At 60.2% G+C, this 25,606-nt stretch carries 25 protein-coding genes and 1 pseudogene; 14 read left to right on the forward strand and 12 right to left on the reverse strand.

Going from position 1 to position 25,606, the window contains the following annotated elements:
• Positions 1–8: 8 nt before the first annotated feature.
• Positions 9–386 carry a histone-like nucleoid-structuring protein MvaT gene (gene mvaT / locus ACK6BI_RS19565; RefSeq protein ID WP_409318365.1) on the reverse strand — a complete coding sequence of 126 codons (378 nt, stop codon included), beginning with the start codon at positions 384–386 and terminating at the stop codon, positions 9–11.
• Positions 387–724: 338 nt separating this feature from the next.
• Between mvaT and purU the strand changes: the two genes are divergently transcribed.
• Positions 725–1,573: a formyltetrahydrofolate deformylase gene (gene purU / locus ACK6BI_RS19570; protein ID WP_409318366.1), complete on the forward strand. Its 849-nt coding sequence runs from the start codon at positions 725–727 to the stop codon at positions 1,571–1,573.
• An 86-nt stretch (positions 1,574–1,659) separates the two neighbouring features.
• The gene (locus tag ACK6BI_RS19575; protein WP_409318367.1) at positions 1,660–1,836 is read left to right on the forward strand and encodes a hypothetical protein; all 177 of its coding nucleotides are present in this window, start codon (positions 1,660–1,662) and stop codon (positions 1,834–1,836) included.
• On the opposite strand, the gene ACK6BI_RS19580 is transcribed toward ACK6BI_RS19575, so the two are convergent.
• The 5 genes and pseudogenes from ACK6BI_RS19580 to ACK6BI_RS19600 all read right to left on the reverse strand — a co-directional run.
• Positions 1,820–2,818 carry a lysylphosphatidylglycerol synthase transmembrane domain-containing protein gene (locus ACK6BI_RS19580; RefSeq protein WP_260520738.1) on the reverse strand — a complete coding sequence of 333 codons (999 nt, stop codon included), beginning with the start codon at positions 2,816–2,818 and terminating at the stop codon, positions 1,820–1,822. The two genes, ACK6BI_RS19575 and ACK6BI_RS19580, sit on opposite strands and share 17 nt — an antisense overlap.
• A complete protein-coding gene (locus tag ACK6BI_RS19585) occupies positions 2,815–3,591 on the reverse strand; it encodes a DUF2334 domain-containing protein (protein WP_409318368.1) in 777 nt (258 codons plus the stop codon). Before ACK6BI_RS19585 ends, ACK6BI_RS19580 begins: the two co-directional genes overlap by 4 nt.
• Complete coding sequence (locus ACK6BI_RS19590) at positions 3,584–4,696, reverse strand: glycosyltransferase family 4 protein (protein ID WP_409318369.1); 1,113 nt, start codon at positions 4,694–4,696, stop codon at positions 3,584–3,586. Before ACK6BI_RS19590 ends, ACK6BI_RS19585 begins: the two co-directional genes overlap by 8 nt.
• Positions 4,697–4,824: 128 nt before the next feature.
• A complete protein-coding gene (locus ACK6BI_RS19595) occupies positions 4,825–5,589 on the reverse strand; it encodes a methyl-accepting chemotaxis protein (RefSeq protein ID WP_371320922.1) in 765 nt (254 codons plus the stop codon).
• A 93-nt stretch (positions 5,590–5,682) separates the two neighbouring features.
• Positions 5,683–6,714, reverse strand: a pseudogene (locus ACK6BI_RS19600) (cache domain-containing protein); the annotation flags it as partial.
• 188 nt (positions 6,715–6,902) lie between these two features.
• Between ACK6BI_RS19600 and ACK6BI_RS19605 the strand changes: the two are divergent.
• On the forward strand, positions 6,903–8,390 hold the full coding sequence (locus ACK6BI_RS19605) for a helicase HerA-like domain-containing protein (protein WP_409318370.1): 1,488 nt from the start codon (positions 6,903–6,905) through the stop codon (positions 8,388–8,390).
• A 9-nt stretch (positions 8,391–8,399) separates the two neighbouring features.
• Here the strand turns inward: ACK6BI_RS19605 and ACK6BI_RS19610 are convergent, their stop codons facing one another.
• Positions 8,400–8,855 carry a DUF721 domain-containing protein gene (locus tag ACK6BI_RS19610; RefSeq protein WP_409318371.1) on the reverse strand — a complete coding sequence of 152 codons (456 nt, stop codon included), beginning with the start codon at positions 8,853–8,855 and terminating at the stop codon, positions 8,400–8,402.
• A gap of 309 nt (positions 8,856–9,164) precedes the next feature.
• Between ACK6BI_RS19610 and secA the strand changes: the two genes are divergently transcribed.
• The 4 genes from secA (at position 9,165) to ACK6BI_RS19630 (ending at position 14,880) form a co-directional block, all read left to right on the forward strand.
• Positions 9,165–11,903, forward strand: coding sequence for a preprotein translocase subunit SecA (gene secA, locus ACK6BI_RS19615; RefSeq protein WP_409318372.1), 2,739 nt, complete (start codon positions 9,165–9,167; stop codon positions 11,901–11,903).
• Between the two features lie 122 nt (positions 11,904–12,025).
• Complete coding sequence (gene argJ, locus ACK6BI_RS19620) at positions 12,026–13,243, forward strand: bifunctional glutamate N-acetyltransferase/amino-acid acetyltransferase ArgJ (RefSeq protein WP_409318373.1); 1,218 nt, start codon at positions 12,026–12,028, stop codon at positions 13,241–13,243.
• A 63-nt stretch (positions 13,244–13,306) separates the two neighbouring features.
• Positions 13,307–13,939, forward strand: coding sequence for a glutathione S-transferase family protein (locus ACK6BI_RS19625; RefSeq protein WP_409318374.1), 633 nt, complete (start codon positions 13,307–13,309; stop codon positions 13,937–13,939).
• A complete protein-coding gene (locus ACK6BI_RS19630; RefSeq protein ID WP_409318375.1) occupies positions 13,936–14,880 on the forward strand; it encodes a Nudix family hydrolase in 945 nt (314 codons plus the stop codon). The genes ACK6BI_RS19625 and ACK6BI_RS19630 overlap by 4 nt, the downstream gene beginning before the upstream one ends.
• A 124-nt stretch (positions 14,881–15,004) precedes the next feature.
• Here the strand turns inward: ACK6BI_RS19630 and ACK6BI_RS19635 are convergent, their stop codons facing one another.
• The 3 genes from ACK6BI_RS19635 to ACK6BI_RS19645 are packed head-to-tail and all read right to left on the reverse strand — an operon-like array spanning position 15,005 to position 18,592.
• Positions 15,005–15,589 (reverse strand): cob(I)yrinic acid a,c-diamide adenosyltransferase, encoded by a 585-nt coding sequence (locus tag ACK6BI_RS19635; protein WP_409318376.1) that lies wholly within the window; start codon positions 15,587–15,589, stop codon positions 15,005–15,007.
• Between the two features lie 3 nt (positions 15,590–15,592).
• A complete protein-coding gene (locus ACK6BI_RS19640; protein ID WP_409318377.1) occupies positions 15,593–17,629 on the reverse strand; it encodes an ATP-binding protein in 2,037 nt (678 codons plus the stop codon).
• A gap of 45 nt (positions 17,630–17,674) precedes the next feature.
• Positions 17,675–18,592 (reverse strand): putative 2-dehydropantoate 2-reductase, encoded by a 918-nt coding sequence (locus ACK6BI_RS19645; protein ID WP_409318378.1) that lies wholly within the window; start codon positions 18,590–18,592, stop codon positions 17,675–17,677.
• A gap of 140 nt (positions 18,593–18,732) precedes the next feature.
• Here ACK6BI_RS19645 and ACK6BI_RS19650 point away from each other — a divergent pair, with 140 nt between their 5' ends.
• Positions 18,733–19,218 carry a YajQ family cyclic di-GMP-binding protein gene (locus ACK6BI_RS19650; protein ID WP_065258535.1) on the forward strand — a complete coding sequence of 162 codons (486 nt, stop codon included), beginning with the start codon at positions 18,733–18,735 and terminating at the stop codon, positions 19,216–19,218.
• Between the two features lie 139 nt (positions 19,219–19,357).
• Positions 19,358–20,200: a mechanosensitive ion channel family protein gene (locus ACK6BI_RS19655; protein WP_065258534.1), complete on the forward strand. Its 843-nt coding sequence runs from the start codon at positions 19,358–19,360 to the stop codon at positions 20,198–20,200.
• Between the two features lie 117 nt (positions 20,201–20,317).
• Here ACK6BI_RS19655 and ACK6BI_RS19660 read toward each other — a convergent pair whose 3' ends face one another.
• Positions 20,318–21,664: an OprD family porin gene (locus ACK6BI_RS19660; protein ID WP_409318379.1), complete on the reverse strand. Its 1,347-nt coding sequence runs from the start codon at positions 21,662–21,664 to the stop codon at positions 20,318–20,320.
• Positions 21,665–22,543: 879 nt separating this feature from the next.
• Between ACK6BI_RS19660 and ACK6BI_RS19665 the strand changes: the two genes are divergently transcribed.
• Positions 22,544–22,969, forward strand: a complete 426-nt coding sequence (locus tag ACK6BI_RS19665) for an HIT family protein (RefSeq protein ID WP_409318406.1) — start codon at positions 22,544–22,546, stop codon at positions 22,967–22,969.
• Positions 22,970–22,972: 3 nt separating this feature from the next.
• Positions 22,973–23,179: a SlyX family protein gene (locus tag ACK6BI_RS19670; RefSeq protein WP_065258532.1), complete on the forward strand. Its 207-nt coding sequence runs from the start codon at positions 22,973–22,975 to the stop codon at positions 23,177–23,179.
• A 68-nt stretch (positions 23,180–23,247) separates the two neighbouring features.
• Here the strand turns inward: ACK6BI_RS19670 and ACK6BI_RS19675 are convergent, their stop codons facing one another.
• Entirely contained in the window at positions 23,248–23,850 is a 603-nt protein-coding gene (locus ACK6BI_RS19675) for a cold shock domain-containing protein membrane protein (protein WP_409318380.1), read from the reverse strand.
• A gap of 306 nt (positions 23,851–24,156) precedes the next feature.
• Here ACK6BI_RS19675 and ACK6BI_RS19680 point away from each other — a divergent pair, with 306 nt between their 5' ends.
• From ACK6BI_RS19680 to ACK6BI_RS19690, 3 genes are all read left to right on the forward strand, one after another.
• Positions 24,157–24,627 carry a Dps family protein gene (locus tag ACK6BI_RS19680; RefSeq protein WP_065258530.1) on the forward strand — a complete coding sequence of 157 codons (471 nt, stop codon included), beginning with the start codon at positions 24,157–24,159 and terminating at the stop codon, positions 24,625–24,627.
• Positions 24,628–24,868: 241 nt separating this feature from the next.
• On the forward strand, positions 24,869–25,213 hold the full coding sequence (locus ACK6BI_RS19685; RefSeq protein ID WP_409318381.1) for a ribbon-helix-helix domain-containing protein: 345 nt from the start codon (positions 24,869–24,871) through the stop codon (positions 25,211–25,213).
• 113 nt (positions 25,214–25,326) lie between these two features.
• Complete coding sequence (locus tag ACK6BI_RS19690) at positions 25,327–25,548, forward strand: FmdB family zinc ribbon protein (protein WP_065258528.1); 222 nt, start codon at positions 25,327–25,329, stop codon at positions 25,546–25,548.
• The last annotated feature ends 58 nt before the right edge of the window (positions 25,549–25,606 follow it).

Genomic DNA, 25,606 nt, shown 5'->3' on the forward strand with positions numbered 1-25,606 from the left:
GCTGCGGCTTAGCCCAGCAGGGTCGCCCAGCCTTCAACCACGTCAGCACCCCACTTGGCTTTCCACTCTTTCAGAGTCTTGTGGTTGCCGCCTTTGGTTTCGATGACTTCGCCGTTGTGCGGGTTTTTGTATTGTTTAACTTTGCGTGCACGCTTGGTGCCGGTAGTTTTTACCGCACCGCCACGTGGGGCTTTGGTTTTGGAATCCGGATCCAGCAGCGCGATGATGTCGCGCAGGGACTTGGAATATTCACCCATCAGGGTGCGCAGTTTGCCTTCGAATTCCAGCTCCGCTTGCAGTTTGTCGTCTTGCGACAGGTTCTTCAAACGGGCTTGCAGCTCTTTGATTGCTTCTTCTGTGGCGCGATATTCGTTGATCAAGGACATGATTACTACCTTATGTAGGAGTGCACGATGGCAGGGGACAGTGTGGCAATAATAGTCAGGCTGTTTCATCAAGTAAACATTTAGCCGGGGTTTTTATTTGAATTAGTTACGTCGAAAAGCGCTGATTTGAATGTTCAGTTAAATAATGTGATGCAGTCTTCACGAATATTCACAGTCACCTGTTCGTACATGGCGGTTGTTGCGCCATGATCCTGACGTATGGCTGTGTCAAAAAAACTGAAGCGAGTCGCGACGAGGGCTGAAGCTCACGAATACTGCAGTTTTGTGGCGCAGTCGCTAGAATGGCCGCCTTTGCGAAGTTCTGGAGTTTCCCCCTCATGCGCACTTTTCGGCTGGTGATTTCTTGCCCGGACCGCGTTGGCATCGTTGCCAAAGTCAGTAATTTTCTGGCAGCCCACAATGGCTGGATCACCGAAGCGAGCCACCACTCGGACAATCAGGTCGGCTGGTTCTTCATGCGTCACGAAATCCGTGCCGACTCCCTGCCTTTCGGTATCGAAGTATTGCGCGAAAAGTTTGCGCCGATCGCCGAAGAGTTCTCGATGGACTGGCGCATCACCGACACCGAGCAGAAAAAACGTGTGGTGCTGATGGCCAGCCGCGAATCCCACTGCCTGGCCGATTTGTTGCACCGCTGGCACAGCGATGAACTGGACTGCGAGATCTCCTGCGTGATTTCCAACCATGATGACCTGCGCAGCATGGTCGAATGGCACGGCATTCCTTACTACCACGTCCCGGTCAATCCGCAGGACAAGCAACCGGCCTTCGATGAAGTATCGCGCCTGGTCAAGCAGCACAATGCCGACGTGGTGGTGCTGGCGCGCTACATGCAGATCCTGCCGCCGGACATGTGCCGCGAATACGCGCACAAGGTCATCAACATTCACCATAGCTTCCTGCCTTCGTTCGTCGGCGCCAAACCGTATCACCAGGCGTCGCTGCGCGGCGTGAAGCTGATCGGCGCGACCTGCCATTACGTGACCGAAGAGCTGGACGCCGGTCCGATCATCGAACAGGACGTGGTGCGTGTCAGCCACAGCGACAGCATCGAAGACATGGTGCGTTTCGGCCGTGACGTCGAGAAAATGGTGCTGGCTCGTGGTCTGCGCTATCACCTGGAAGACCGCGTGCTGGTGCACGGCAACAAGACCGTGGTGTTCTGATCGAAGCTTTGCGGTTGAAAAAACAAGGGCCTGGGCGTTCAATCGCTCCAGGCCCTTTTTTTTGTTTCAGCCCCGGAGAAATGTCGATGAGCGATCCACTGGAGAAAGCCACCTCCAAAGCGCCCGCCACTTTGGGTGAGGGCTGCCTGAGCCGCTATGACCCGGATGACATGACGCCCGAGGACGGCACGGAGTTTCCCGGCGCTGCCGAGTTGTGGGAGCAGCTTCAGGAAGAACAGGACGACGTCAGGAAGCCTGCCTGACGCTCAGCAGCTTCTTGAGCAGCGGTCGGCCCAGCATCAGCACAAAGACCGGGCCACCGACCAGCAGATAGAAATAATAGGTCACCACGCGCCAGATCAGGATTGCCGCAGCGGCGGTGGATTTGCCGACCATCGGAGTCAGCAATGCCGCCGAGGTCAACTCTGCTGCGCCGGCGCCACCCGGTAGCAGGCTGAACTGGCCGGCTCCCAGCGAAAGCATCTGGATCAGAAAGGTCCAGGCCCACTGCAAGTCCGCCCCCAATCCGCGCAACGCCAGATACAGCACGCTGTAACGCAGCAGCCAATGCACGCACGCCAGGGCAAAAACCTTGATCAGGGTCGGCCATGGCAATTTCAGGGCGTCGGTGAAGGCCGCGAGAAAATGCAGCAGCTTGCGTGCCCAGCGTCGCCGCGTGCCCGGTTGAACGTTCAGGCGAGCCAGCAGCCGGCCACTCCAGCGAATCAGCAGGCGGTGATAGCGCGCCACCAACACACAACTGAACAGACCGCCGAACAACGACACGGCGCTGACCGTCAGCAGCCATTCCATACGGTCGCTCAGATGCTGAAACAGGGCATAAATCAGAATCCCGCTCAGGGCGCAGAGGAAAAACAGCAAATCGCTCAACTGATCCATGGCAAACACCGCGCTGCCCCGGGCCGGACGTACACCGTTGCGGGCCAGCAGCGCCATGATCGTCAGTGGCCCGCCACTGCCGCCGGGCGTGGCGCACCAGGCGAATTCGGCGGCCATCACCACGCCCAAGCTTTTCAGCGGCGTGACCCGGTCCCGCTGATCGCCGAGCAACAGCCGCAGGCGCAAGGTGTTGATACCCCAGCACAGCAGGACCATGGCGAACATGAGCAACAGCCAGTGCAGCGGGAAGGCTTGCAGGCGTCCCCAGGTTTCGCCGCCGCCCAGCAGAACCGGAATCAGCACTGCGGCCAGCAGGCCGATCAATAACAGCATGCCGCGATTCATGCGGGGTATTCCGGTTGCGTGCCTTGTCGCCCCAGCCAGTCGATCTTGGTCATTGGTTGTCGTCCGTCCGCCAGCAGGCGTTCAAGGGTTTGCCACCAGTAATCCCGGGAAAACCGGTGGCGCATGTCCACCGGATGCAAGCCTAGTCGAATCACCGGTGCCTGACGCCAGCGTTGTTCACGCTGTTCGCTGACCAGTTTCGACAGGCCGCGACGCCACGGACTGCGTGCGCTCCAGACCAGACCCGGAGCCTTGACCGGAATGAAGTCCGGCAAGTGATAAAGGTGCTGTGCATCGCTGGTGTAGCGCAACGGCAATTCACCCAGGGCCTGGCGAGTGCCTGCGCTCATCAGCCAGGCCGGGGCGACGAAACCGTGCAGTGGCCAGTCGTGGCGCCGGAACAGCTCGAGGCCCGGATGAAGGCGGGACAGCGCGGCATTCCGGGACAGCTGAAAAAATTCGCCTTCATGGGTGTAGATCCGACGCATGAACCAGTCTCGCGGGGTTCGCGGGCCGGGCTCGATGTCTTCATGGAAGCAGCCGTGCAGGGCCAGTTCGTCACCGCGCGCCACACGTTCGTCGAGCATCCGGTAAAACCGGGGATGGGCATCCACTGCAGCCTGTCGATGGAAATCCGGCACCACCAGCCACGTCATCGGGACGTTGCCCAGCCCGTCAACGGCCTCGACGAAGGCTTGATAGTCGGCCCAGGTGGAAGGCGCCACGTCGTGCAGCACCAGCAACACGGCAGGCCGCTCGAGAATCTCAGCCATTGGCCACCCGCGCTGCCGAATCACCGAGCACGGCGTGATAGTGGCCCAGCAGGCTGTCGACCACTCTGTCCCAGGCGTAATGCCGTTCGACATGCTGGCGCGCCTGTCGACCCAGGCGTGCAGGATCCCTGCTGAACAGCTCGCGTACGGCATTGGCCATGGCTTGCGGATTGTTCGGTGCACAGAGCAGGCCGCAGGCGTCGTTGACGATTTCCTCGAAGGCTCCGGCCGCCACTGCGACCACCGGTGTACCGCAGGCCATTGCCTCCAGAATCACCAGGCCGAAGGTTTCCTGATCGCCGGCATGCACCAGCGCATCGGCACTGGCCAGCAAGCGCGCGACTTGTGCTGCCGGGCAGAAGCCATCGATTACGCTGACGTTGTCGGGGACCGCCGCCGGCATCGCCGAGCCGACCAGCAGCAAGTGATAGCACGGGCCGAGGCGCTGCATGCATTTGAGCAGCACCGGCAGGTTTTTCTCTTTGGAGCCGCGTCCGGCAAAAATCAGCAGGCGGGCGTCTTCGGCAATGCCCAGTTCCGCCTTCAACCCAGGATCACGCGCCTCAGGATGAAAGGTTTGCAAATCCACCCCCAGAGGCTGGACGAAAACATTGCTCACCCCCAGACCGCGCAGCTTGTCGGCCATCACCCGGCTTGGCGCCAGTACCCGGTCAAAGTTGCCGTACAACCGGCTGACATACGCCTCGACATTCGGTGTGACCCAGTGGCCCATGCGGTTGCTCGCCAACAGCGGCAGATCGGAGTGGTAAAAGCCGATCACCGGCACGTCCAGTTGCCGGCGTGCATCCAGCGCCGCCCAAGCCGTGAGATAGGGATCCCCGACTTCGATCAGATCCGGTTGCAAGTCGTGCAGGACGTTACGCCACGGCGCCAGTCGCAGCGGAAAACGATAACCCTTTCCAAAGGGCAGAGCCGGGGCGGGAACCTTGTAAACGCCATCCTGCTCGCCGTAACGCGCGCCAGGAATAAGCAGGCTGTGGTGAATGTCGGGTTTGAGGCCCAGACGACGGTGCTTGGCATCCAGATAGGTGCGTACGCCGCCGCTGGCCGGGGCGTAAAACATGGTGATGTCGGCGATGTGCACGTTGAACGGCCCTCCGCTCGTTGATCTCCCTCGGTTGACCTTTATCAAGAATAGATGTTCGGTCGGGATCGAGCAGGGGGGCGAAAGCGCCTGTCCCTCTCCGGGGAGGAGAGGGCAGGTTATCGAATTTAAATGCGGAAGCTGCCGACCAGTTGCTTCAGGCGCGAAGCCTGTTGTTCCAGATCCGAGCAGGCACGCAAGGTCGCCTGCAGGTTCTCGACGCCTTCCTGGTTCAACGTATTGATCTCGGTGATATCGACGTTGATCGACTCGACCACGGCGGTCTGTTCCTCGGTCGCGGTGGCCACCGACTGGTTCATGCCGTCGATTTCGCCGATGCGCTGGGTCACGCTGTTCAGGCGCTCGCCGGCGAGATTGGCGATTTCCACGCTGTCCTGGCTGTGGCGCTGGCTGTCGCTCATGGTGCTGACGGATTCCCGGGCGCCGACCTGCAGCTCCTCGATCATGGTCTGCACCTGCTGCGCCGATTCCTGGGTGCGATGGGCGAGGTTGCGCACTTCATCTGCTACCACCGCAAAACCGCGACCGGCTTCACCGGCCCGGGCTGCCTCGATGGCGGCGTTGAGCGCCAGCAGGTTGGTCTGCTGGGAAATGCTGGTGATCACTTCCAGGATCTGGCCGATGTTCACGGTCTTGCTGTTCAGCGATTCGATATTGCTGCTGGAAGCGCTGAGCATGCTCGACAGTTGGTTCATGGCCTTGATGCTGCGATCCACCACTTGCTGGCCGTCTTCGGCCAGGCCACGGGCGTCGCTCGCCTGAGTCGAGGCCTGAGCGGCGTTGCGGGCGATTTCCTGGGCCGCGGCACCGAGCTGATTGATCGCCGCGGCCACGCTGTTGGTGCGCGAAGCTTGCTGGTCGGAGTTGTACATCGACGAGTTGGACGCCGCGACGACCCGCAGCGCGACTTCGTTGACTTGTCCGGTGGCCGACGACACTTCGCGGATCGAACCGTGAATGCGCTCGACGAAACGGTTGAATGCCGTGCCGAGCACGCCGAATTCATCCTGGTTCTGAATGGTCAGACGCTTGGTCAGGTCGCCTTCGCCGTCGGCAATGTCTTCCATGGCGCGGGTCATGACGTGCAGCGGCTGGATCAGGATACGGATCAGCATGCCGAGCAGGGCGATGATGATTGCCACCGCGATCACGGTCGCGATGACGGCCGAGGTACGGAACTGGCTGAGCATCGAGAAAGCTTTGTCCTTGTCCACCGACAGGCCGATGTACCAGTTCACCGACGGCAGGCCCTTGATCGGGGCGAACGTGACGATGCGGGTCTTGCCGTCGGCAGTGACTTCACTGAAATCGCTGCTGATGCGCGGCGTGTCCTGCGGATAGGCTTCCTTGAGCGACTTCATTACCAGCGTTTTGTCCGGGTGCACCAGGATCTTGCCGTCGGCGCTGACCAGGAACGCGTAGCCCATACCGGAGAAGTCCCGGGCGCTGAGGGTGTCGATCAGGGTTTGCAGGCTCAGGTCGCCGCCCACCACACCGACGCTCTGGCCGGCTTTTTTCGCGGCGGTGGCGATGGAAATGATGGTCTGGCCGGTGGCCGCGTCGATGTAGGGTTCGGTCAGGGTCGAGGTGCTGCTGCTTTCGGCACCCTTATACCAAGGGCGAACCCGCGGATCGAAACCGTCCGGCATCTTCGCGTCCGGACGGATGGTGAAGTGCCCGGTGGCGTCGCCGAGGTAGGACGCCATGAAGGTCGAGGTCAGGGCTTTTTGTTCCAGCAGGCTGGCAACAGCAGCCGGTTCGGGATTGATAGCGATGTTCTGTGCCGCGTTCTCGATCAGCAGGATGCGCCCGCTGAGCCAGGTCTGGATGTTGTCGGCAGTGACCTCGCCCATTTCGTTGAGGTAGTTGTTCAGGTCATCGCGAATCGCATTGCGCTGCAGCCAGTCGTTGTACAGCGTGAACGAGGCGAAGGCGGCAATGACGATGAGGGCGGCGGCAAGCAGGATTTTATGGCTGAAGCGTAGATTTTTGTTCATGGCTTGGGGTTCCGCTAAGGTCTTAATGTCCAGCGCGTGCTTTTATAAGAGCGCGCAAAATGGGCAGGGGTGAAAGCTCACTGATATTTCCGTCTCTCCTTAGGGAAATCTCAGACCGGATTTTTGATCGGGTCTCTCATTTCTCTCTATCGGCCATGCTCGACAAAGATTAACTATTGGGTGACCAAATGCCTGACTCTTCGCAACTCGTTATCGGTGCCGATCTTTCCGGGCAACCGATCGCCCAGGCGATGCGCCTGGCCAACCGCCACGGATTGGTGGCCGGCGCGACCGGCACCGGCAAGACCGTTACCCTGCAAAGGCTGGCCGAAGCCTTCAGCGATGCCGGCGTCGCGGTGTTCGCCGCCGACATCAAGGGGGATCTGTGCGGCCTCGGCGCTGCCGGCAACCCTCAGGGCAAGGTCGCCGAGCGCATCGCCGGCATGCCTTGGCTCAATTACCAGTCCAGGGCTTATCCCGTCACCTTGTGGGACATTCACGGAGAGTCCGGTCATCCGCTGCGCACCACCCTGAGCGAAATGGGGCCGTTGCTGATCGGCGCGTTGCTGGAGCTGACCGACAGCCAGCAGTCGGCGCTGTACGCGGCGTTCAAGGTGGCGGACCGCGAAGGTTTGTTGCTGCTGGATCTGAAAGACCTGAAAGCGCTGCTCAACCACCTCAAGGACAACCCGCAACTGCTCGGCGAAGACGCTGCGTTGTTCACCACCGGCTCCAGTCAGGCGCTGTTGCGGCGCCTGGCAGTCCTCGAACAACAGGGGGCCGAAGCCTTGTTCGGCGAACCGGCGCTGCAACTGGAAGACATCCTGCAACCGACCGCCGACGGTCGTGGACGGATTCATCTGCTCGATGCCAGTCGTCTGGTGCATGAAGCACCGAAAGTCTACGCAACGTTCCTGCTGTGGTTGCTCGCCGAGCTGTTCGAGCAACTGCCGGAGCGGGGCGATGCCGACAAACCGCTGCTGGCACTGTTTTTCGACGAAGCGCACTTGTTGTTCGGCGATACGCCCAAGGCCTTGCAGGAGCGTCTGGAGCAAGTGGTGCGGTTGATCCGTTCCAAAGGTGTCGGGGTGTATTTCGTCACTCAGTCGCCGGGCGATCTGCCGGATAGCGTGCTGGCGCAGTTGGGCTTGCGGGTACAGCACGGACTGCGGGCGTTCACCGCGAAAGAGCAGAAATCCCTGCGGGCGGTGGCGGACGGGTTCCGCCCGAATCCGGCATTCGATACGTTGTCGGTATTGACCGAACTCGGGATCGGCGAGGCGCTGGTCGGCACCTTGCAGGAAAAGGGCACGCCGGAGATGGTCCAGCGTGTGCTGGTGGCACCGCCGCAATCGCGGATCGGGCCTTTGAGCGAGACCGAACGCACGGTGCTGATTGCCGGATCGCCGTTCAAGGGGCGGTATGACAAGCCGATCGACCGTGAGTCGGCGTATGAGATCCTGACGGGACGCAAGCACTTGGGGCCTGAAACCGAGGCGATCCCCGGTAAACCGGCGGCAGAGGAGCCGAGTCTGGCGGACAAGGCCGGGGAATTCCTCGGCACTGCCGCAGGGCAGGCGCTGAAATCGGCGATGCGTCAGGCGGCGAACCAGTTGGGCCGGCAGTTGGTGCGCGGGTTGATGGGATCGTTGCTCGGTGGCAGCAAGCGCCGCTGATCGGGAGCGTCAGGGTTTGGTCCTGGCGTGCGCCGCGAGGCGCTCCAGGGCCGCCCGCAGGTTCGGATCGCTGATCCCTTCGGCGGTCGACTGAATGGTCGCGGCGGCATCCGTCGACAGGTCCAGCGTGTTTCCGGCCGGCCCGGGCTGGATGACGGGAGGGCGCACCGAGAACTTGATCCGTGTCAGGCTGGTGAACTCGTCGAACATCTGCAGTTGCCGCAGCAGGCGTTTCTGCTGGTAGCGCAGGCGCGTGGCCCAGTGGCCGTCGGTGACCACCAGCGACAGCTCGCCTTCGCGCCACTTGGCCACATGGCAGTGTTCGCGGGCAGCGGGCTGCAACTGGCTTTCGAGCAGGCGTTGCAGATGGGCCAGACGTTGGGCCTGGCCAAGGATGGCTTTCAACGGCCTGGCTTCGCGTAACAGAACGGCGGGCGCCTTGGCCGTAAGTGGGCGAAATGCCATGATCCAACACCTTATCTGACTGAGGCGCCATGGTAGCAGATGGCTCCCATTTCAATCGCCCATTGCTTTTGTCCCTGCTTTGCCCATTAAATCAACGATTAACTTCTGTCGCCAAAGGCTTGAAGTTGAGCAAAACGTCCCTATTTTAAGTGAGCCCCGTCAAAGCGCAGTGCCAGCATCGTGGAATATCCCCACTTTCCTCACTTCCGTTTCCGGGTAGAATGCTCGTTCGCATGCGGCCATGAGGGCTGCACGGGCGACGCTCACGGGGCCGCCCTCCATCCCTTTAGTGTGGAAGATCCTGCCGATATGTTTGCGCCTTTGTTAAAGAAACTTTTTGGAAGCAAGAACGAGCGTGAAGTCAAACGCATGCTCAAGACGGTGCAGCTCGTCAATGCCTTCGAAGAGAAGATGGTCGCCCTCTCGGACGATCAACTGCGCGCCAAGACCGCAGAGTTCAAGGACCGCATCGCCAAGGGGGAGACCCTCGACAAGCTGTTGCCCGAAGCCTTCGCGGTCGCCCGCGAAGCCGGCAAACGCGTCATGGGCATGCGCCACTTCGACGTCCAGCTGATCGGCGGCATGACCCTGCATGAAGGCAAGATCGCCGAAATGCGCACCGGTGAAGGCAAGACGCTGGTGGGTACCCTGGGGGTTTACCTCAACGCGCTGTCCGGCAAGGGCGTGCACGTTGTGACCGTGAACGACTACCTGGCCCGCCGTGACGCCAACTGGATGCGTCCGCTGTATGAGTTCCTTGGCCTGAGCGTCGGCATCGTGACGCCGTTCCAGCCGCCGGAGGAGAAACGCGCCGCCTACGCCGCCGACATTACCTACGGCACCAACAACGAATTCGGGTTCGACTATCTGCGCGACAACATGGCGTTCAGCATGGAAGAGAAATTCCAGCGTGAACTCAACTTTGCCGTGATCGACGAAGTCGACTCCATCCTCATCGACGAGGCGCGTACGCCGCTGATCATTTCCGGTCAGGCCGAGGACAGCTCGAAGCTGTACATCGAGATCAACAAATTGATCCCGAAACTCAAGCTGCACGTTGAAGAAGTCGAAGGCGAAGTCACCCAGGAAGGCCATTTCACCGTCGACGAGAAGACCCGTCAGGTCGAACTCAACGAAGCCGGTCACCAGTTCATCGAAGACCAGCTGACCAGCATCGGCCTGTTGGCCGAGGGCGAGAGCCTGTACTCGGCGCACAACCTGAGCCTGCTGACCCACGTCTATGCCGGCCTGCGCGCGCACAAACTGTTCAACCGCAACGTCGAATACATCGTGCAGGACGGCCAGGTCGTTCTGGTCGACGAACACACCGGCCGTACCATGCCGGGTCGTCGTCTGTCCGAAGGCCTGCACCAGGCCATCGAAGCCAAGGAAAACCTGAACATCCAGGCTGAAAGCCAGACCCTGGCTTCGACCACGTTCCAGAACTACTTCCGTCTGTACACCAAGCTGTCCGGGATGACCGGTACGGCCGACACCGAAGCGTTCGAATTCCATCAGATCTATGGTCTGCAGGTCGTCGTCATCCCGACCAACAAGCCGTTGGCCCGCAAGGACTACAACGACCTGGTGTTCCTGACCGCCGAAGAGAAATACGCGGCGATCGTCAATGACATCAAGGAAAGCATGGCCGCCGGCCGTCCGGTGCTGGTGGGGACGGCGACCATCGAAACTTCCGAGCACATGTCCGCGTTGCTCGTGAAGGAAGGCATCGAACACAAGGTCCTGAACGCCAAGTTCCACGAAAAGGAAGCCGAGATCATTGCCCAGGCCGGCCGTCCGGGTGCCCTGACCATCGCCACCAACATGGCCGGTCGTGGTACCGACATCCTGTTGGGCGGCAACTGGGAAGTGGAAGTGGCTTCGCTGGAAAACCCGACCCCTGAGCAGATCGCCCAGATCAAGGCCGACTGGCAGAAACGCCACCAGCAAGTGCTGGAGTCCGGCGGCCTGCAGGTGATCGCGTCCGAGCGTCACGAATCCCGTCGTATCGACAACCAGCTGCGTGGCCGTGCCGGCCGTCAGGGCGATGCTGGTTCCAGCCGCTTCTACCTGTCGCTGGAAGACAGCCTGATGCGCATCTTCGCCTCCGACCGGGTGAAGAACTTCATGAAGGCCCTGGGCATGCAGCCTGGCGAAGCGATCGAGCATCGCATGGTGACCAACGCCATCGAAAAGGCCCAGCGCAAGGTTGAAGGCCGCAACTTCGACATTCGTAAACAACTGCTGGAGTTCGACGACGTCAACAACGAGCAGCGTAAAGTGATCTATCACATGCGCAACACGTTGCTGGCCGCCGACAACATTGGCGAAACCATTGCCGACTTCCGCCAGGACGTACTGAACGCCACCGTCAGCGCTCACATTCCGCCGCAATCGCTGCCGGAGCAGTGGGACGTGGCCGGTCTGGAAGCCGCGATTGCCAGCGACTTCGGCGTGAAACTGCCGATTCAGCAATGGCTCGACGAAGACGATCACCTGTACGAGGAAACCCTGCGCGAGAAGCTTATGAACGAGCTGGTCGCCGCGTACAACGAGAAGGAAGACCAGGCCGGTGCCGACGCACTGCGCACCTTCGAGAAACAGATCGTGCTGCGCGTGCTGGACGACCTGTGGAAAGACCACCTGTCGACCATGGATCACCTGCGTCACGGCATCCACCTGCGCGGTTATGCGCAGAAGAACCCGAAGCAGGAATACAAGCGCGAGTCCTTCACGCTGTTCTCCGAGCTGCTGGATTCCATCAAGCGCGACTCCATTCGTGTGCTGTCGCACGTTCAGGTGCGCCGCGAAGATCCGGCCGAGGAAGAGGCGCGCCTGCGTCAGGAAGCCGAAGCACTGGCCGCTCGCATGCAGTTCGAACACGCCGAGGCGCCAGGTCTGGAGCAGTCGGAAGCCGTCAGCGGTGAAGAGGTCGATGTGGCCCTGGCCGCCGCGCCGGTTCGCAACGAGCAGAAGCTGGGCCGCAACGAACTGTGCTACTGCGGTTCGGGCAAGAAATTCAAGCATTGCCACGGGCAGATCCAGTAAACCCCGTTTCAATCGCTGAAATACCCGCGCCGCGACCGGCATCAGCCGTCGCGGCGTTTTGCCATTTACACCACCGTCAATACGTCTGGCGGTGCTGACATCATTGAGTAAGGAGCGCATTCATGGCTGTTGGTCTTGGTCCTTTGCCAACGTTGCACCCGGTTGCCGGTTTTGAACTCGGTATCGCTTCGGCCGGTATCAAGCGCCCCGGGCGCAAGGATGTCGTGGTGATGCGCTGCGCCGAAGGTTCTACCGTGGCGGGCGTGTTCACGTTGAACGCTTTCTGCGCGGCGCCGGTGATCCTGGCCAAAAAACGTGTGCAGAACGCTGTGCGCTACCTGCTGACCAACACCGGCAACGCCAACGCCGGCACCGGCGAGCCGGGTCTGGCCGCCGCCGAGCGCACCACCGCGAAACTGGCCGAACTGACCGGTGTGGATGCCAGCCAGATCCTGCCGTACTCCACGGGCGTGATCGGCGAGCCGCTGCCGGTCGAAAAGATCGAAGGCGCCTTGCAGGCTGCACTGGACGATCTGTCGGAAAACAACTGGGAAGCCGCCGCCACCGGCATCATGACCACCGACACGTTGCCAAAGGGTGCCAGCCGCCAGTTCCAGCATGACGGCGTGACCATTACCGTCACCGGCATCAGCAAGGGCGCGGGCATGATCCGTCCGAACATGGCGACCATGCTCGGCTACATCGCCACCGACGCCAAAGTCTCCCGCGACGTGCTGCATAACCTGATGCTGGACGGCGCCAACAAGTCGTTCAACCGCATCACCATCGACGGCGACACCTCGACCAACGACTGCTGCATGCTGATCGCCACCGGCAAGGCTGCACTGCCGGAAATCACCCGGGCCGAAGGCGAGCTGTTCGCCAAGCTGAAACAGGCGGTGTTCGAGGTATGCATGGACGTGGCCCAGGCCATCGTGCGTGACGGCGAAGGCGCGACCAAGTTCGTGACCGTTGAAGTCAATGGCGGCGGCAATCACCAGGAATGCCTGGACGTCGGCTACACCGTGGCCCACTCGCCGCTGATCAAGACTGCCCTGTTTGCGTCCGACCCGAACTGGGGCCGGATCCTCGCCGCTGTCGGCCGTGCCGGCGTGCCGGATCTGGACGTGAGCAAGATCGACGTGTTCCTCGGCGACGTGTGCATCGCCAGCCGTGGTGCCCGTGCGGCGACCTACACTGAAGCCCAGGGTGCGGCGGTGATGCAGCAGGAAGAAATCACCATCCGTATCGAACTGGGTCGCGGCGATTGCAGCGAAACCATCTGGACCACCGACCTGTCCCACGAATACGTGAAGATCAACGCCGAATACCGCACCTGATCCCTGCTAAAGAGGGAGGTCCGCGGACCTCCCTTTTCTGCTGTCCCATGAAAGGACCCGAACATGAGCCTTCACCTGATCATTGGCGACAAACTGCTTTCCTCCTGGTCCCTGCGTGCGGCACTGGCGCTTGAACTGACCGGCGCGCCCTACACCGAAGAACTGATCAAGCTCGGCAAGCCCGACACCCGCGAGCGGCTGCTCAAGCATTCGCCGACCGCCAAGGTGCCGCTGCTGAAAACCGCTCGAGGCACCATCGCCGACTCTCTGGCGATTGCCGAATACCTGGCCGAGCAGTATCCATCCGAACAACTCTGGCCAACCGATATCGCGGCCCGCGCCCAGGCGCGTTCTGCCTGCGCGCAGATGCACAGCGGTTTCTTCGCCATGCGCAATCACATGCCATTCAACCTGAGCCATGACGCACCGCTCAATCCGGTACCGCCGGAGGTGAAAGTCGATGTCGAGCGCATGCTCGCGCTGTGGGCCGAGTGCCGTGCGGCGGCGACCGAAGAGGGGCCGTTCCTGTTTGGTCGCGTGTCGCTGGCCGATGCGTTCTTCGCGCCGATTGCCGTGCGCCTGCGGACCTATCGGGTGAAGCTGCCGGCCGAAGATGAAGCCTATGTTGAAACCGTCTACCAATGGCCGGCCTTCAAGGCCTGGCAAAAGGCCGGACTGGAGGAATTGCAGTCGTGAAACGCGTACACGTCGCTGCCGCCGTCATTCGTGACGACAGCGGCAAAATCCTTATCGCCCGTCGTGCCGATACTCAGCACCAGGGTGGTCTGTGGGAATTCCCCGGTGGCAAGGTCGAGGCCGACGAGTCGGTTCAGACTGCGCTGGCCCGTGAGCTGCAGGAAGAGTTGGGCATAGTCGTCGGCGCCGCCCGCCCGTTGATCAAGGTTCGTCACGATTACCCGGACAAACAGGTGTTGCTGGATGTCTGGGAGGTTTCGAGTTTCACCGGCGAGCCTCACGGCGCCGAAGGCCAGCCGCTGGCCTGGGTTTCGGCGAAGGAACTGACGAACTACGAATTCCCGGCCGCCAACCAGCCCATCGTGGCGGCGGCGCGCCTGCCTGCCCAATACCTGATCACCCCGGAAGACCTGGAAGCCCCGGCCTTGCTGCGCGGCATCCAGAAGGCGATTGCCGGTGGGATCAAGCTGATCCAGCTACGTGCGCCCAATGGTTATGACCCGAAGTACCGCGACCTGGCGGTGGACGCGGTCGGTCTGTGTGCCGGCAAGGCGCAGTTGATGATCAAGGGACCGTTCGAGTGGCTCGGGGATTTTCCGTCCGCCGGGTGGCACATCACTTCGGCGCAGTTGCGCAAGTACGCCGTCGCCGGGCGGCCGCTGCCGGCGGAGCGCTGGTTGGCGGCGTCTTGTCACAGTGCTGAAGAACTGGCGCTGGCCGAGCAAATGGGCGTGGATTTCGTCACCCTGTCGCCGGTGCAACCGACCCTGACTCACCCGGACGCACAGCCGCTGGGCTGGGAGCAGGCTTCGACATTGATCGAAGGTTTCAGCAAACCGGTATTCCTGTTGGGCGGAGTCGGACCGAACGAGCGCGAAAAAGCTTGGAGTGCGGGGGCTCAGGGTGTGGCGGGGATTCGGGCGTTCTGGCCGGAAGCTTGATGAAGCATTGATGCAACTGGCCCTTTCGCGAGCAGGCTCGCTCCCACATTTGATTGCATGCCAATTACAGGAATGCATTTTCTTTGTGAGAGCGAGCCAGCTCGCGAAGGCGTCCTGACAGTCGTTATTGATCTGAAGGCTTGCTCGCCGGCTGCCACAGAATCTCGGCAACACCCTGGCGCCGTGCAATCAGCCTCGCCGCCACAAAAAACAGATCCGACAAGCGATTGATATAAGCCAGGCCCACCCCGGCCAACGGTTCAATGGCATTCAAATGCTGACAACGCCGCTCGGCACTGCGCGCCAGGCTGCGGCAGACATGGGCCTGGGCAATCAGCATCGAGCCGCCGGGCAGGATGAAATTCTCCAGCGGCCCCAATTCTTCGTTCCATACATCGATGGCCGCTTCCAGCCTGTGGATTTCTGCTGCATTCAAGGCCTGGTATTCCGGCATCGCCAGCTCGCCACCGAGATCGAACAATCGGTGCTGGCAGGGCGCCAACACGTCGATCAACTCATTCAGCCCGGGGCAGGTCTCGCGTTCGGCGATCAAGCCGGCCAGCAGTACGCCGACCTGACTGTTCAGGGTGTCGACTTCGCCAATGGCTTCGATGCGCGGGTGATCCTTGGGCACGCGGCGACCATCGCCGAGGCCGGTCTCGCCTTTGTCGCCGGTGCGGGTGTAGATCTTCGACAAGCGATAGCCCATGGTTTACCTCGGTAGTGGGGTGGTTTCGGCAGCGATGGGCGCCGGTTGTGCAAGCGGCAGGCGCAGGGTGAAGCAAGTGCCTTGCCCCGGTGTGGACTGCACTTCCATCTGCCCCTTGTGATTGTTGGTGATGATGAAGTACGACACCGACAGCCCGAGGCCGGTGCCCTGGCCGATTTCCTTGGTGGTGAAGAACGGTTCGAACGTGCGTTTGCGCACGTTCTCGCTCATGCCGATGCCGTTGTCCTCGACCTGAATCTCGGCCCAGGGTGGATTGAGCCGGGTACGCAGGATGATCCGCCCCGGTTCGCTATCGTCTGCGCGCTGGTGGATCGCTTGCGCAGCGTTTTTCAGCAGATTGAGCAGTACCTGTTCGAGTTCGTTGGCGGTGCCCGGCACCGGCCCGAGTGCCGGATCGAACTGGCGGATGATCGCCTGGCCCTTGAAGTCGAAGCCGATGGCCAGATCGAAGTCGTTGCCGGCGATCTCCACCGCTTGATCGATCAGGGCCGGCAGGTCGCACGGCGCCATCTGTCGCGTGCTGCGACGGCTGAAACTGAGCATGTGAGTGACGATCTTCGCCGCCCGGGCGCCGGCCTGCTGGATGCCGTCGAGCAGTTGCGGGACTTCCCGGGCTTGCAGGTAGCGGTTCACGGTCTCCAGCTCGATCCCCAGGTGTTCGGCCTGTTCGAGGTTCTTCGGCAGGTCCGGCGACAGGCGCCGGCGAATGTTTTGTACGTTATGCAGGATCGCGCCCAGCGGATTATTGATTTCGTGGGCCATGCCGGCGGCGAGGCCGCCGACCGAAAGCATTTTTTCCGACTGCACCATCATTTCTTCCAGGGACAGACGCTGGGTGATGTCGTCGATCCGGATCACCACGCCACGCCCGGCGCCACCCATCAGCGGGTAGAAGGTCAGGGCGTAGTGCTTGGGTTCGTCGTCCTTGAGCCAGGTCACCCGCTCGATCTTCGCCACGGTGTGTTCTTCCACCGTTTGCTTGAGTTGCGGCAGAAACGGCTTGAGCGGTTCGAAGGCGAGGAAGATCGGCTGGTTCAACGCTTCGTCCAGCCGCGTACCGGAGAGGGCGCTGGCCTCCTGGTTCCACTGTGTGACGTAGAGCTGTTCGTCGAGGGCGATCAGCGCCGAAGGCATGGAGTCGATGATGCTGTTGAGGTAGTTCTGAAAGCCTGTGAGCTTCTTCTCGATCTTGCTGCGCACCTGGACTTCCAGTTCCAGTTTGCGATTGGTGTGGCGGGTTTCTTCGGCCAGGCCTTGCGCCTGATCGTAGGCCGCCTGCGAGTCGTCGCGGGCACGCTTGAGCTGCTGTTCCCGGGCCTCGATGCGCGAAAGCATGGTGTTGAAGGCCTCGGCCAGGCTGCCGATTTCGTCGTGGTTGCCACGGGAGGCGCGCAGGGAGTAGTTCTCTTCGCGGGTTACCTGACGGGAGAGTTCTTCGAGTTCATGGATCGGCCGGGTAATCAGGCGTTTGATCTGTCGGGCGATCACCAGCCACAGCAGCACGCTGAAAATCAGGATCCCCAGGCTTGCGGTCAGGGTGCCGGTGTAGAACGCCATCGGCAATTCGCTGCTGGCCACCAGCAACAGATGACCTGGCGCAGTGCCGGGGCGGGGCAGGGTGATCAGTTGATTGCTGCGAAACTCGGTGAGCTGCCAGGCTTCGATGTGCCGGTAGCGTTCCGGCAGGTTGAGCTTGTCGCCGCGCTGCACCTGAGCGATGCGCTCGCCCTTGCCGTCGTACAGCGCGGCGGCGCGTAGCGGCGAGTAGCTGTCGAGCTCCTTGAGCAGGCGTTCGGCGCTTTGCGGTGATTGCAGGGCTTCGGCGATCAGGCTCGGGTTCGCGACCAGGCGGCCGATGGTCTGCAGCGCCTGGGGTGCCATGCTTTCCTGGGAAATGTAATAGGCCGCGCTGATGAAAGTCAGATTGGCGACCAGTAATACGGTGGTCAACAGCACCAGCAGGGCGGCCAGCAGTTTCTGGCCGACCGGCAGGTTTTCGAGGCGCTGGCGCAATGGCATCAGTTTTATCGCTGCAAAGGAACAAGTGGGCAGCGTAGCCGCTGCTCAGTCGACGGGCAATCCGAGACTGTGCAGATGGGCTGTCAGCCGTTGCTGCAATTGTTGCAGATGCGGCAGGCCGATTTGATGGCGTTGCGCAACTCTGCAGGCATGGCCCAACAGGTAACTGATTTCGGTGCGGCGTCTGTTGGCCACGTCCTGATACATGGAAGAGAAGTTGGCCGCGGTGGCATTAATCACCCGCTCGACTTCCTGTTGCAAGTTGTCGGCCGCCGCAGGCTGACCGCAACGTTCCAGCAGTTCGGTCAGTTCGGCACACAGGGTGGCGACTTCGCAGTGATGCTGCTGCAAACCGCCATTGCGGCAGTCGTGTAACACGGTCAGAGGATTGATCGCACAATTGAGCGCCAGTTTTCGCCACAGTCGGGTGAGAATGTCGGCGCTCCATTCGTGGGGGATTTTTGCAGCCTCCAGATCGTCGAGCCAGATCGGTGCCACAGGATGGCCGGCATCACCGAGCCAGGTGTAGCCGTGGCCGGCGAAGACCACGCGCCAGTCACCGTCGCGAAATGCACCTTCGGTGCTCGATGCGCTGATGCAGCGTACCTGCGGCACGAGTGCTGCGACGGCTTCCTGGCTGCCGAGGCCGTTCTGTAGAAGAATCAGTTCGGCGTCCGGCGCCAGTCGATGAGCCACGGCGGCCACGGCATTTTCGGCGTCGTAGGCCTTGCAGGCCACCAGCAGGCGGCGGATCGGTTCGGGGCTGTCCGGGGTTTCGCCAGGGATGACGTAAGTGCTGGCGATGCCTTGTTCGACGAGAGTCAGCCCGCCAGCGGTCGCATAGTCATGCAGGCGGTCGATGTCGCGCAGGATCAGCCGCACCGGCAATCCGGCCCGGGCCAGACGTGTGGCCCAGAGGGTGCCGAGACTTCCGGCGCCGAGGATGTGCCAGGGGGTGGACATCAGTTTTTCACTCGGTAAGGTACAGGCATGCAAGGCTCGCCGTGTCGGTGGGTAAAGACCCGTTATAATGAGCCCGATTTTAACCGCAAGCCAAGCGCGCCGCGTCCTGAACGAGCGCGCCTTTTTATTGGAGAGATTACATGCCGTCGTTCGACGTGGTATCCGAACTGGACAAACACGAGCTCACCAACGCGGTCGAGAACGCCGCGAAGGATCTCGATCGTCGTTATGACCTGAAAGGCAAGGGCAGCTACGAGTACAAGGAAAAGGAACTGACCGTCAACCTGACCGCCGAAGCCGAGTTTCAGCTGGAGGCGATGATCGAAATCCTCAAGCTGGCACTGGTCAAGCGCAAGATCGATGTGCAGTGCCTCGAGGTCAAGGACGCTTATGCATCGGGCAAGGTGATGAAGCAGGATGCCGTACTTCGGGAGGGCATCGACAAGGAGCTGGCGAAAAAGATCGTCGCTCATATCAAGGACGCCAAGCTCAAGGTGCAGGCCGCCATTCAAGGCGAGCAGGTGCGCGTGACCGGCAAGAAGCGTGACGATCTGCAGGAAGCCATTGCAGCACTGCGTGCCAAGGAGTTCGGCATGCCACTTCAGTTCAACAACTTCCGCGATTGAGCCACCTCGGTCGGGAACCTCTCGGCGTTTTCAGCGTCCGAGGGCCAAGCAACGGCAGAAACGATTGAGCCTCAAGGGGCTCGGTCTTTCTGCCGTTGATCTTTCATAGCCCGGGTAGCCGGAAATCAGGAGATAAAAGATGGATTTGAATGCTGAGGTGGACAACCTGGTCAAGGTGTCCCAGGCGTGGATTCCGATGATCATGGAGTACGGCAGCCGTGTGCTGCTGGCGGTGATTACCCTGGCCATCGGCTGGTGGCTGATCAACAAGGTCACGCAAAAGCTGGGCGGCCTGCTGGCCCTGCGCAATGCCGATCTGGCCCTGCAAGGTTTCATCAGCAGCCTGGCCAATATCGTGCTCAAGGTGCTGCTGATCGTCAGCGTCGCGTCGATGATCGGTGTGGAGACCACCTCGTTCGTCGCGGCGATCGGTGCGGCGGGCCTGGCCATCGGTCTGGCGTTGCAGGGCAGCCTGGCGAACTTCGCCGGCGGCGTGCTGATTCTGCTGTTCCGTCCGTTCCGTATCGGTGACTGGATCGAAGCGCAGGGCGTGGCGGGTACTGTCGACAGTATCCAGATTTTCCACACGGTGCTGCGCACCGGTGACAACAAGACCATCATCGTCCCGAACGGCAATCTGTCGAACGGCATCATCACCAACACCAACCGTCAGCCGACCCGCAAGGTTGTGTTCGATGTGGGTGTCGATTACGAAGCCGATCTGCAAAAGGCCCGTCAGGTGCTGCTGGATCTGGCCAAGGATGATCGCGTTCTGCAGGATCCTGCACCGCAGGCCGTTATTTCGACACTGGGTGACAGTTCGATCACTGTTTCTCTGCGTGTGTGGGTTAAAACCGCAGACTACTGGGATGTGATGTTCATGTTTAACGAACAGTCCCGTGATCGTTTAAAGGCGGCCGGTATCGATATTCCGTTTCCACAGCGAGTGATTCGTGTGGTTCAGGAAACAGCGGTGCAATGATAGGTTGCTAATTAATTGCCTGACTTGTTGGTCAGGCAGTTATTACAAGTGACAGATAACAAAAAAGGCCCATCCGAAGATGGGCCTTTTTCATTCAACCAAACTAACCACTGACGATTACAGGATGTTCAGTGGGTACTCGGTGATCAGACGGAACTCTTTGACGTCGCCTTCGCCTTCATCAGCGTTGGCAACGTGCCAGGCTTGACGAATGCGGAAGGACAGGTCTTTGGCCGGACCGCTTTGAACCACGTACTTGGCTTCAAAGTTGGTTTCGTGGTGTTTGCCGTCTTCACCATAGAGGCCGGTATAAGCGCTACCCGCTGGAGTGTGGGTGCCGTCGATGTCCCAGCCCTTGACGTAACGAACCATGAAGCTCAGGCCAGGAACGCCGTACTCGGCCATTTTCAGGTCGTAACGGGCTTGCAGGGATTTCTCGCCTGCACCGTTGAAGTCGGAGTACTGGATGGAGTTGGCGAGGAAGATCGAGTCGCCACCACGGTTGTTTTTGCCCACGCCGATGTAGTCGAACGGGGTGTCGCCGTTGACCTTCTGGAAGGCCAGGGTGAAGGTGTGTGCCTTCAGGAACGACAGAGCGGTCGCCAGGGAGAATGTGGTGTTGCTGATGTCACCTGCTTTGGCGCTGCCGGTGTCGGTGGTGCGGTAGATGTTGAAGTCAGTGTTCAGCGAAGTGTCACCACCGAACGGCGTGGTGAGGTTCACGTTGGCGTAGTACTGGTTCCAGATGTCTTCGAGCTTGGCGCCGTACAACGATGCGGTCAGGTTGTCGGTGATGCCGTATTTGCCGCCGAAGTAGTCGATGCTTTTGGCTTCGACGCCAGCGTAAGTGGCGTAGAGGCCGCCTTCACGGGCGTTCTTGTCCTGGCTGGTGGCCGAGTAGAAGTGGCCGGCTTCCAGGTCGAGGTCCTTGATTTCGCTGCTCTGCAGCTGGAAGCCGCTGGCAGTTTGCGGAAGGATACGGGAACCGCCGATAGCGAACACTGGAGCCGTGGTTGGCTGCTGGTCGCCGATTTTCAGCTCGGTCTTGGAAATGCGGAACTTGATGGCAGCGCCGGCCTTGCCCTGGCTGTCGTTGACGTCATGGGCGTAACCGTTGGCTTTGACAGCATTGCTGCGGCTCATGTTACCGGTACCGCTAGTACCGTCACCACCGTCCAGTTTTACAGCCAGGTAACCGAATGCATCGATACCGACGCCTACGGTGCCTTGGGTGTAACCGGAAGTGAAGTTGCCGAGGAAGCCCTGGGTCCAGTCTTTCTGGTCGTGGCCGCCGTTCTTGTTGTCCCGGTTGAAGTAGTAGTTCTTCAGCGTCTCGGTCAGTTTCGCGTCTTCAACAAAACCTTTGGCTTCTGCCTGGTCACTTACAAAAGGCGCGGCCGTAGCCAACTGGGAACTGGCTGCTGTAACGGCCAGTGCGATCATGCTCCACTTCATCACGCGCATCGTGATTTGCTCCTTTGGTTTTAGAAGAGTACTGCCGTCCCACCTGTTTTATTATCTGGGCGGCTCTTTCTTTTTGTGTCGGCGCAAACTTATATCACGCCGACCATGTTGGCGATACTTGCGCCTACAACCTTTCATGTTCTTTACGACGCTGTCGCAAATGACTGGGTCGATGTCGCAAATTCACAGTACCCATGCAGCCGGGCTGACAACTTTATCGCTGTTTCGGAGCCTTTCTGCATCGGTAAAAAAGAGTCCCTGGCAAAACACTTGAATCTCCATCGGGCAACCCTGCCACTGTTTTTCTGGGGTCTTGAGTGTCCACTTCCCGTGGAGTACTCATGGCCCATTTGAGTATGAATGCAACAAGCGTGCACAAACCGCAGAATCGATGCGGTTATTTTCTTTCGCACCCGCCTGTCTCTGTAAAAACCTTGTAAAACCGGGGTTTCTGGCACGCAGTTGACGGGGGTTGACGCCTCCCTGTTGCTTGGTGCTATCGCAGGTGTTTCAGCCCGCGACAATCAAAAACGTTACCGGTTCACCCTGTCAGTGAGTATTTGGCGGATACTCAAGCCATTGAGCGTAGACGCGCTGTACGGTTTTGGTGCAAAAATTTTTTCCGGCTGTGCTGAATTCAAACACTTGGGTCCTGTCATGAGCCTGAACACGGGAGCGCGCTGCGGTCATTCCGGCAGGTTGCACGTCCTGAACGGTCTCGTGCTGGTGCGCAATCGCCGGAAATGTTCCATGTCGGGGCACCGTTTCGCCGTGAAGGGCCGGGCAATCAAAGGTATGCTGCCGTCCTGTCGCTTGGTGCGCCGTCCCCGCAGGAGGCCCGCTAAGCTGAATAATGCCGATCAGCCGGGAGTGCATGCAGTGTTTGCTTTAGATCCACGACTTCAACAGGACAGCCTGACCATCGGCGATTTCCCGCTCTGCCGATTGCTGCTGTCCAATGACGCCAACTACCCTTGGTTCATCCTAGTGCCTCGTCGCGACGATATCAGCGAGTTGTTTCAGTTGGATGTCGCCGACCAGCAGCGTCTGTGGCAGGAAACCACCGCGCTGGCCGAAGTGCTCAAGGATTCGTTCGATGCCGACAAGATGAACGTTGCCACCCTGGGTAACGTCGTCAGTCAATTGCATATGCATGTAATTGTGCGCAAGCGTGACGATGCCGCATGGCCAGCACCGGTCTGGGGCAAGCATCCGGCCAAGCCTTACAGCGCAGAACAGGTGGCGGCGATTCGTGAACGCCTGCGCCTGGTGCTGGATGAAGATTTCAAGTTTCTGGAGGGCTGAATCATGAGCCTGGAACAACGTGTTACCGATCTGGAAAGTCGCCTGGCGTTTCAGGACGACACCATTCAGGCGTTGAACGATGTGCTGGTGGAGCAGCAGCGCGTGGTTGAGCGTCTGCAATTGCAGATGGCCGCAGTGCTCAAGCGTCAGGAGGAGATGGTTGGTCAGATCGGCTCCTTCGAGGAAGATGCGCCGCCTCCGCACTATTGAGTTTCAGCTTCTTCAGGACGATAAAAAACCGCGAGCAGCCGGGCTGTTCGCGGTTTTTTTGTTGTGGATCAGCGACGCGGCAGGGCGGCGATCACGTCTTCGGCCTGCAGGCCTTTGTCACGGTTCATCACCGAGAACTCCACGCGCTGGCCTTCGACCAGAACGCGGTGCCCTTCGCCGCGGATGGCGCGAAAGTGCACGAAAATATCATCGCCGGAGTCCCGGGAGATAAAGCCGAAGCCCTTGGAGGTGTTGAACCACTTGACGGTGCCGGTATCGCGGTTGCTCATGTCGTAGCTGGTTGGAGCGGCAGCCGGGGAGGACTTGTAGAAACTGACGGCCAGGTGCAGTACCACGGCAACCAGAGCGATTGCCAGGCTGAACAGAACCGCAGGCTGACCGGCGATGACCGGCATCGGTGCGATCAGGGTCAGGGTTTGCAGTACGACGGTCAGAACCAGAAGGGCGCTGACCAGATTTTGCAGATGCTGGCGCGGGCCTTTGTTCCAGTTAGGGATCACCGGAGCAATGACCAGGTTCAGCAGGCCGAAAAAGGCCAGGTAAAGTGCATCGGGTTGTTGCAGGTAAGGAACGGCTTCGGATTTCAAGCTGGGTATGAACGACAGCAGCAACGCCGCTGCGCCCATCAGCAGGTGGACGATTTTCAACATTTTATTGACTCACGTTATGACGGCTCACAAGGAAGAGCTGAAGGCGCACGGTTCGCTTCGAAACAATAAGAGGCGTTGGACACGTGCCCGGCATCAGCCTATGCGCAACGCCCGGAAAACGGGGCGTAGCGACACACTGCCTATTTAACAGCAAAGCCCGTAACGACTCAAATCACCCCGGCCAGCGGCGTGCGTGGGGCGATTTGTCGCCTCTATGGGCTCGATACGGGGGCTGCGGGGCGAGGGTGCCCTTGCTACAGTGAAACGGCATCTGCTGGATGAACTCAATCGCCTCAGGGGGTAAACATGGCAATCGATATCGGTATCAGTGAAGAGGATCGCAAATCCATCGTCGAAGGGTTGTCGCGCCTGCTGTCGGACACCTATGTGCTGTATCTGAAAACCCACAACTTCCACTGGAACGTCACCGGACCGATGTTCCGCACCCTGCACCTGATGTTCGAAGAGCAATACAACGAACTGGCCCTGGCCGTGGACTCGATAGCCGAGCGCATCCGTGCACTGGGTTTCCCCGCACCAGGCGCCTATGCGACTTATGCGCGTCTTTCTTCTATTAAGGAAGAAGTGGGCGTGCCGAGTGCCGAAGACATGATCAGGCAGCTGGTCGAAGGCCAGGAAGCGGTCACCCGAACCGCTCGCGGCATTTTTCCGCTGCTGGACAAGGTCAGTGACGAACCTACGGCTGATCTTCTGACTCAGCGCATGCAGGTTCACGAGAAAACCGCCTGGATGCTCAGGGCGTTGCTCGAAGCCTGATCGCGCAGGCGCACGGACACAAGTTGTGGGGCGTGCGCCTTTTTTGAAACGTGAAAAGGCATCCAATGACGTAAGAAATTCGGAAGGCGATCTGCCGCTCCATGATCCTCCCTACTGTGTTGGCTTATCCTACGCGGACGGACAAAAAGTCGTCTGGATATGCCGTTGCCCCTGCGCATTTAATGAGTTGACAGGATGTTGCCTCGACAAGAGGCAGCGATGGCAAAGGAGTGTCAACGACATGGAAGATGGAGAGAGGCGAGATGGCCTCGTCATGGGTTTGCGACAGGAGAGGGGGCAGCCGCCGCTTCTTGAAGAGTTCGATATGACATTGATCCGGCCGCTGGCCCGTTCGGTGCGATTGAACGGTTTTGCGACCTGCATGCGGCTGGAGCAGGTTTACTGGAATATTCTGGGCCGCATGGCCGAGAACAACAGTTGTTCGGTCGGGACGCTGTTGTCCCGTGTGGATCGCGAAGTGCATCTGCGCCACGGCGGGGTCAAGAACTTCAGCGGCCTTGTGCGGGTGGTCTGTGTCGTCCACGGCCTGCGGGATGCCTCGGCGACAACCGGGAGTTGTCGATGAGGGGGCGGCCTGTGCAGTCTTCCGGCTGCACAGGCCGCATTTAATGGATATAATCCCGCTCTTTCGCCACACCGCCCTGCGGGAGCTGGCAATCTGATCGCCGAGACAACTCCATGCCGATGTACGATTACCAATGTGCTTCCTGTGGTCATCAGTTGGAAGCCATTCAAAAGATCAGTGACGCACCGCTGGTCGATTGCCCTGCCTGTCAGGCACCAGAACTCAGGAAACAGCTGTCCATGCCAGGCTTTCGTCTAAGCGGCAGCGGTTGGTACGAAACCGATTTCAAGACCGGCGCGAAGAAGAATCTGGCCGGTGGCGACAAATCCGACTAGGGTTGAGGCCCGGGTCCAACGACACGCGAGAGCATCCACCGGTCGCACGGAATCTGAG

Source organism: Pseudomonas sp. KCJK9016 (genome assembly GCF_046231795.1).
GTDB lineage: Bacteria > Pseudomonadota > Gammaproteobacteria > Pseudomonadales > Pseudomonadaceae > Aquipseudomonas > Aquipseudomonas bananamidigenes.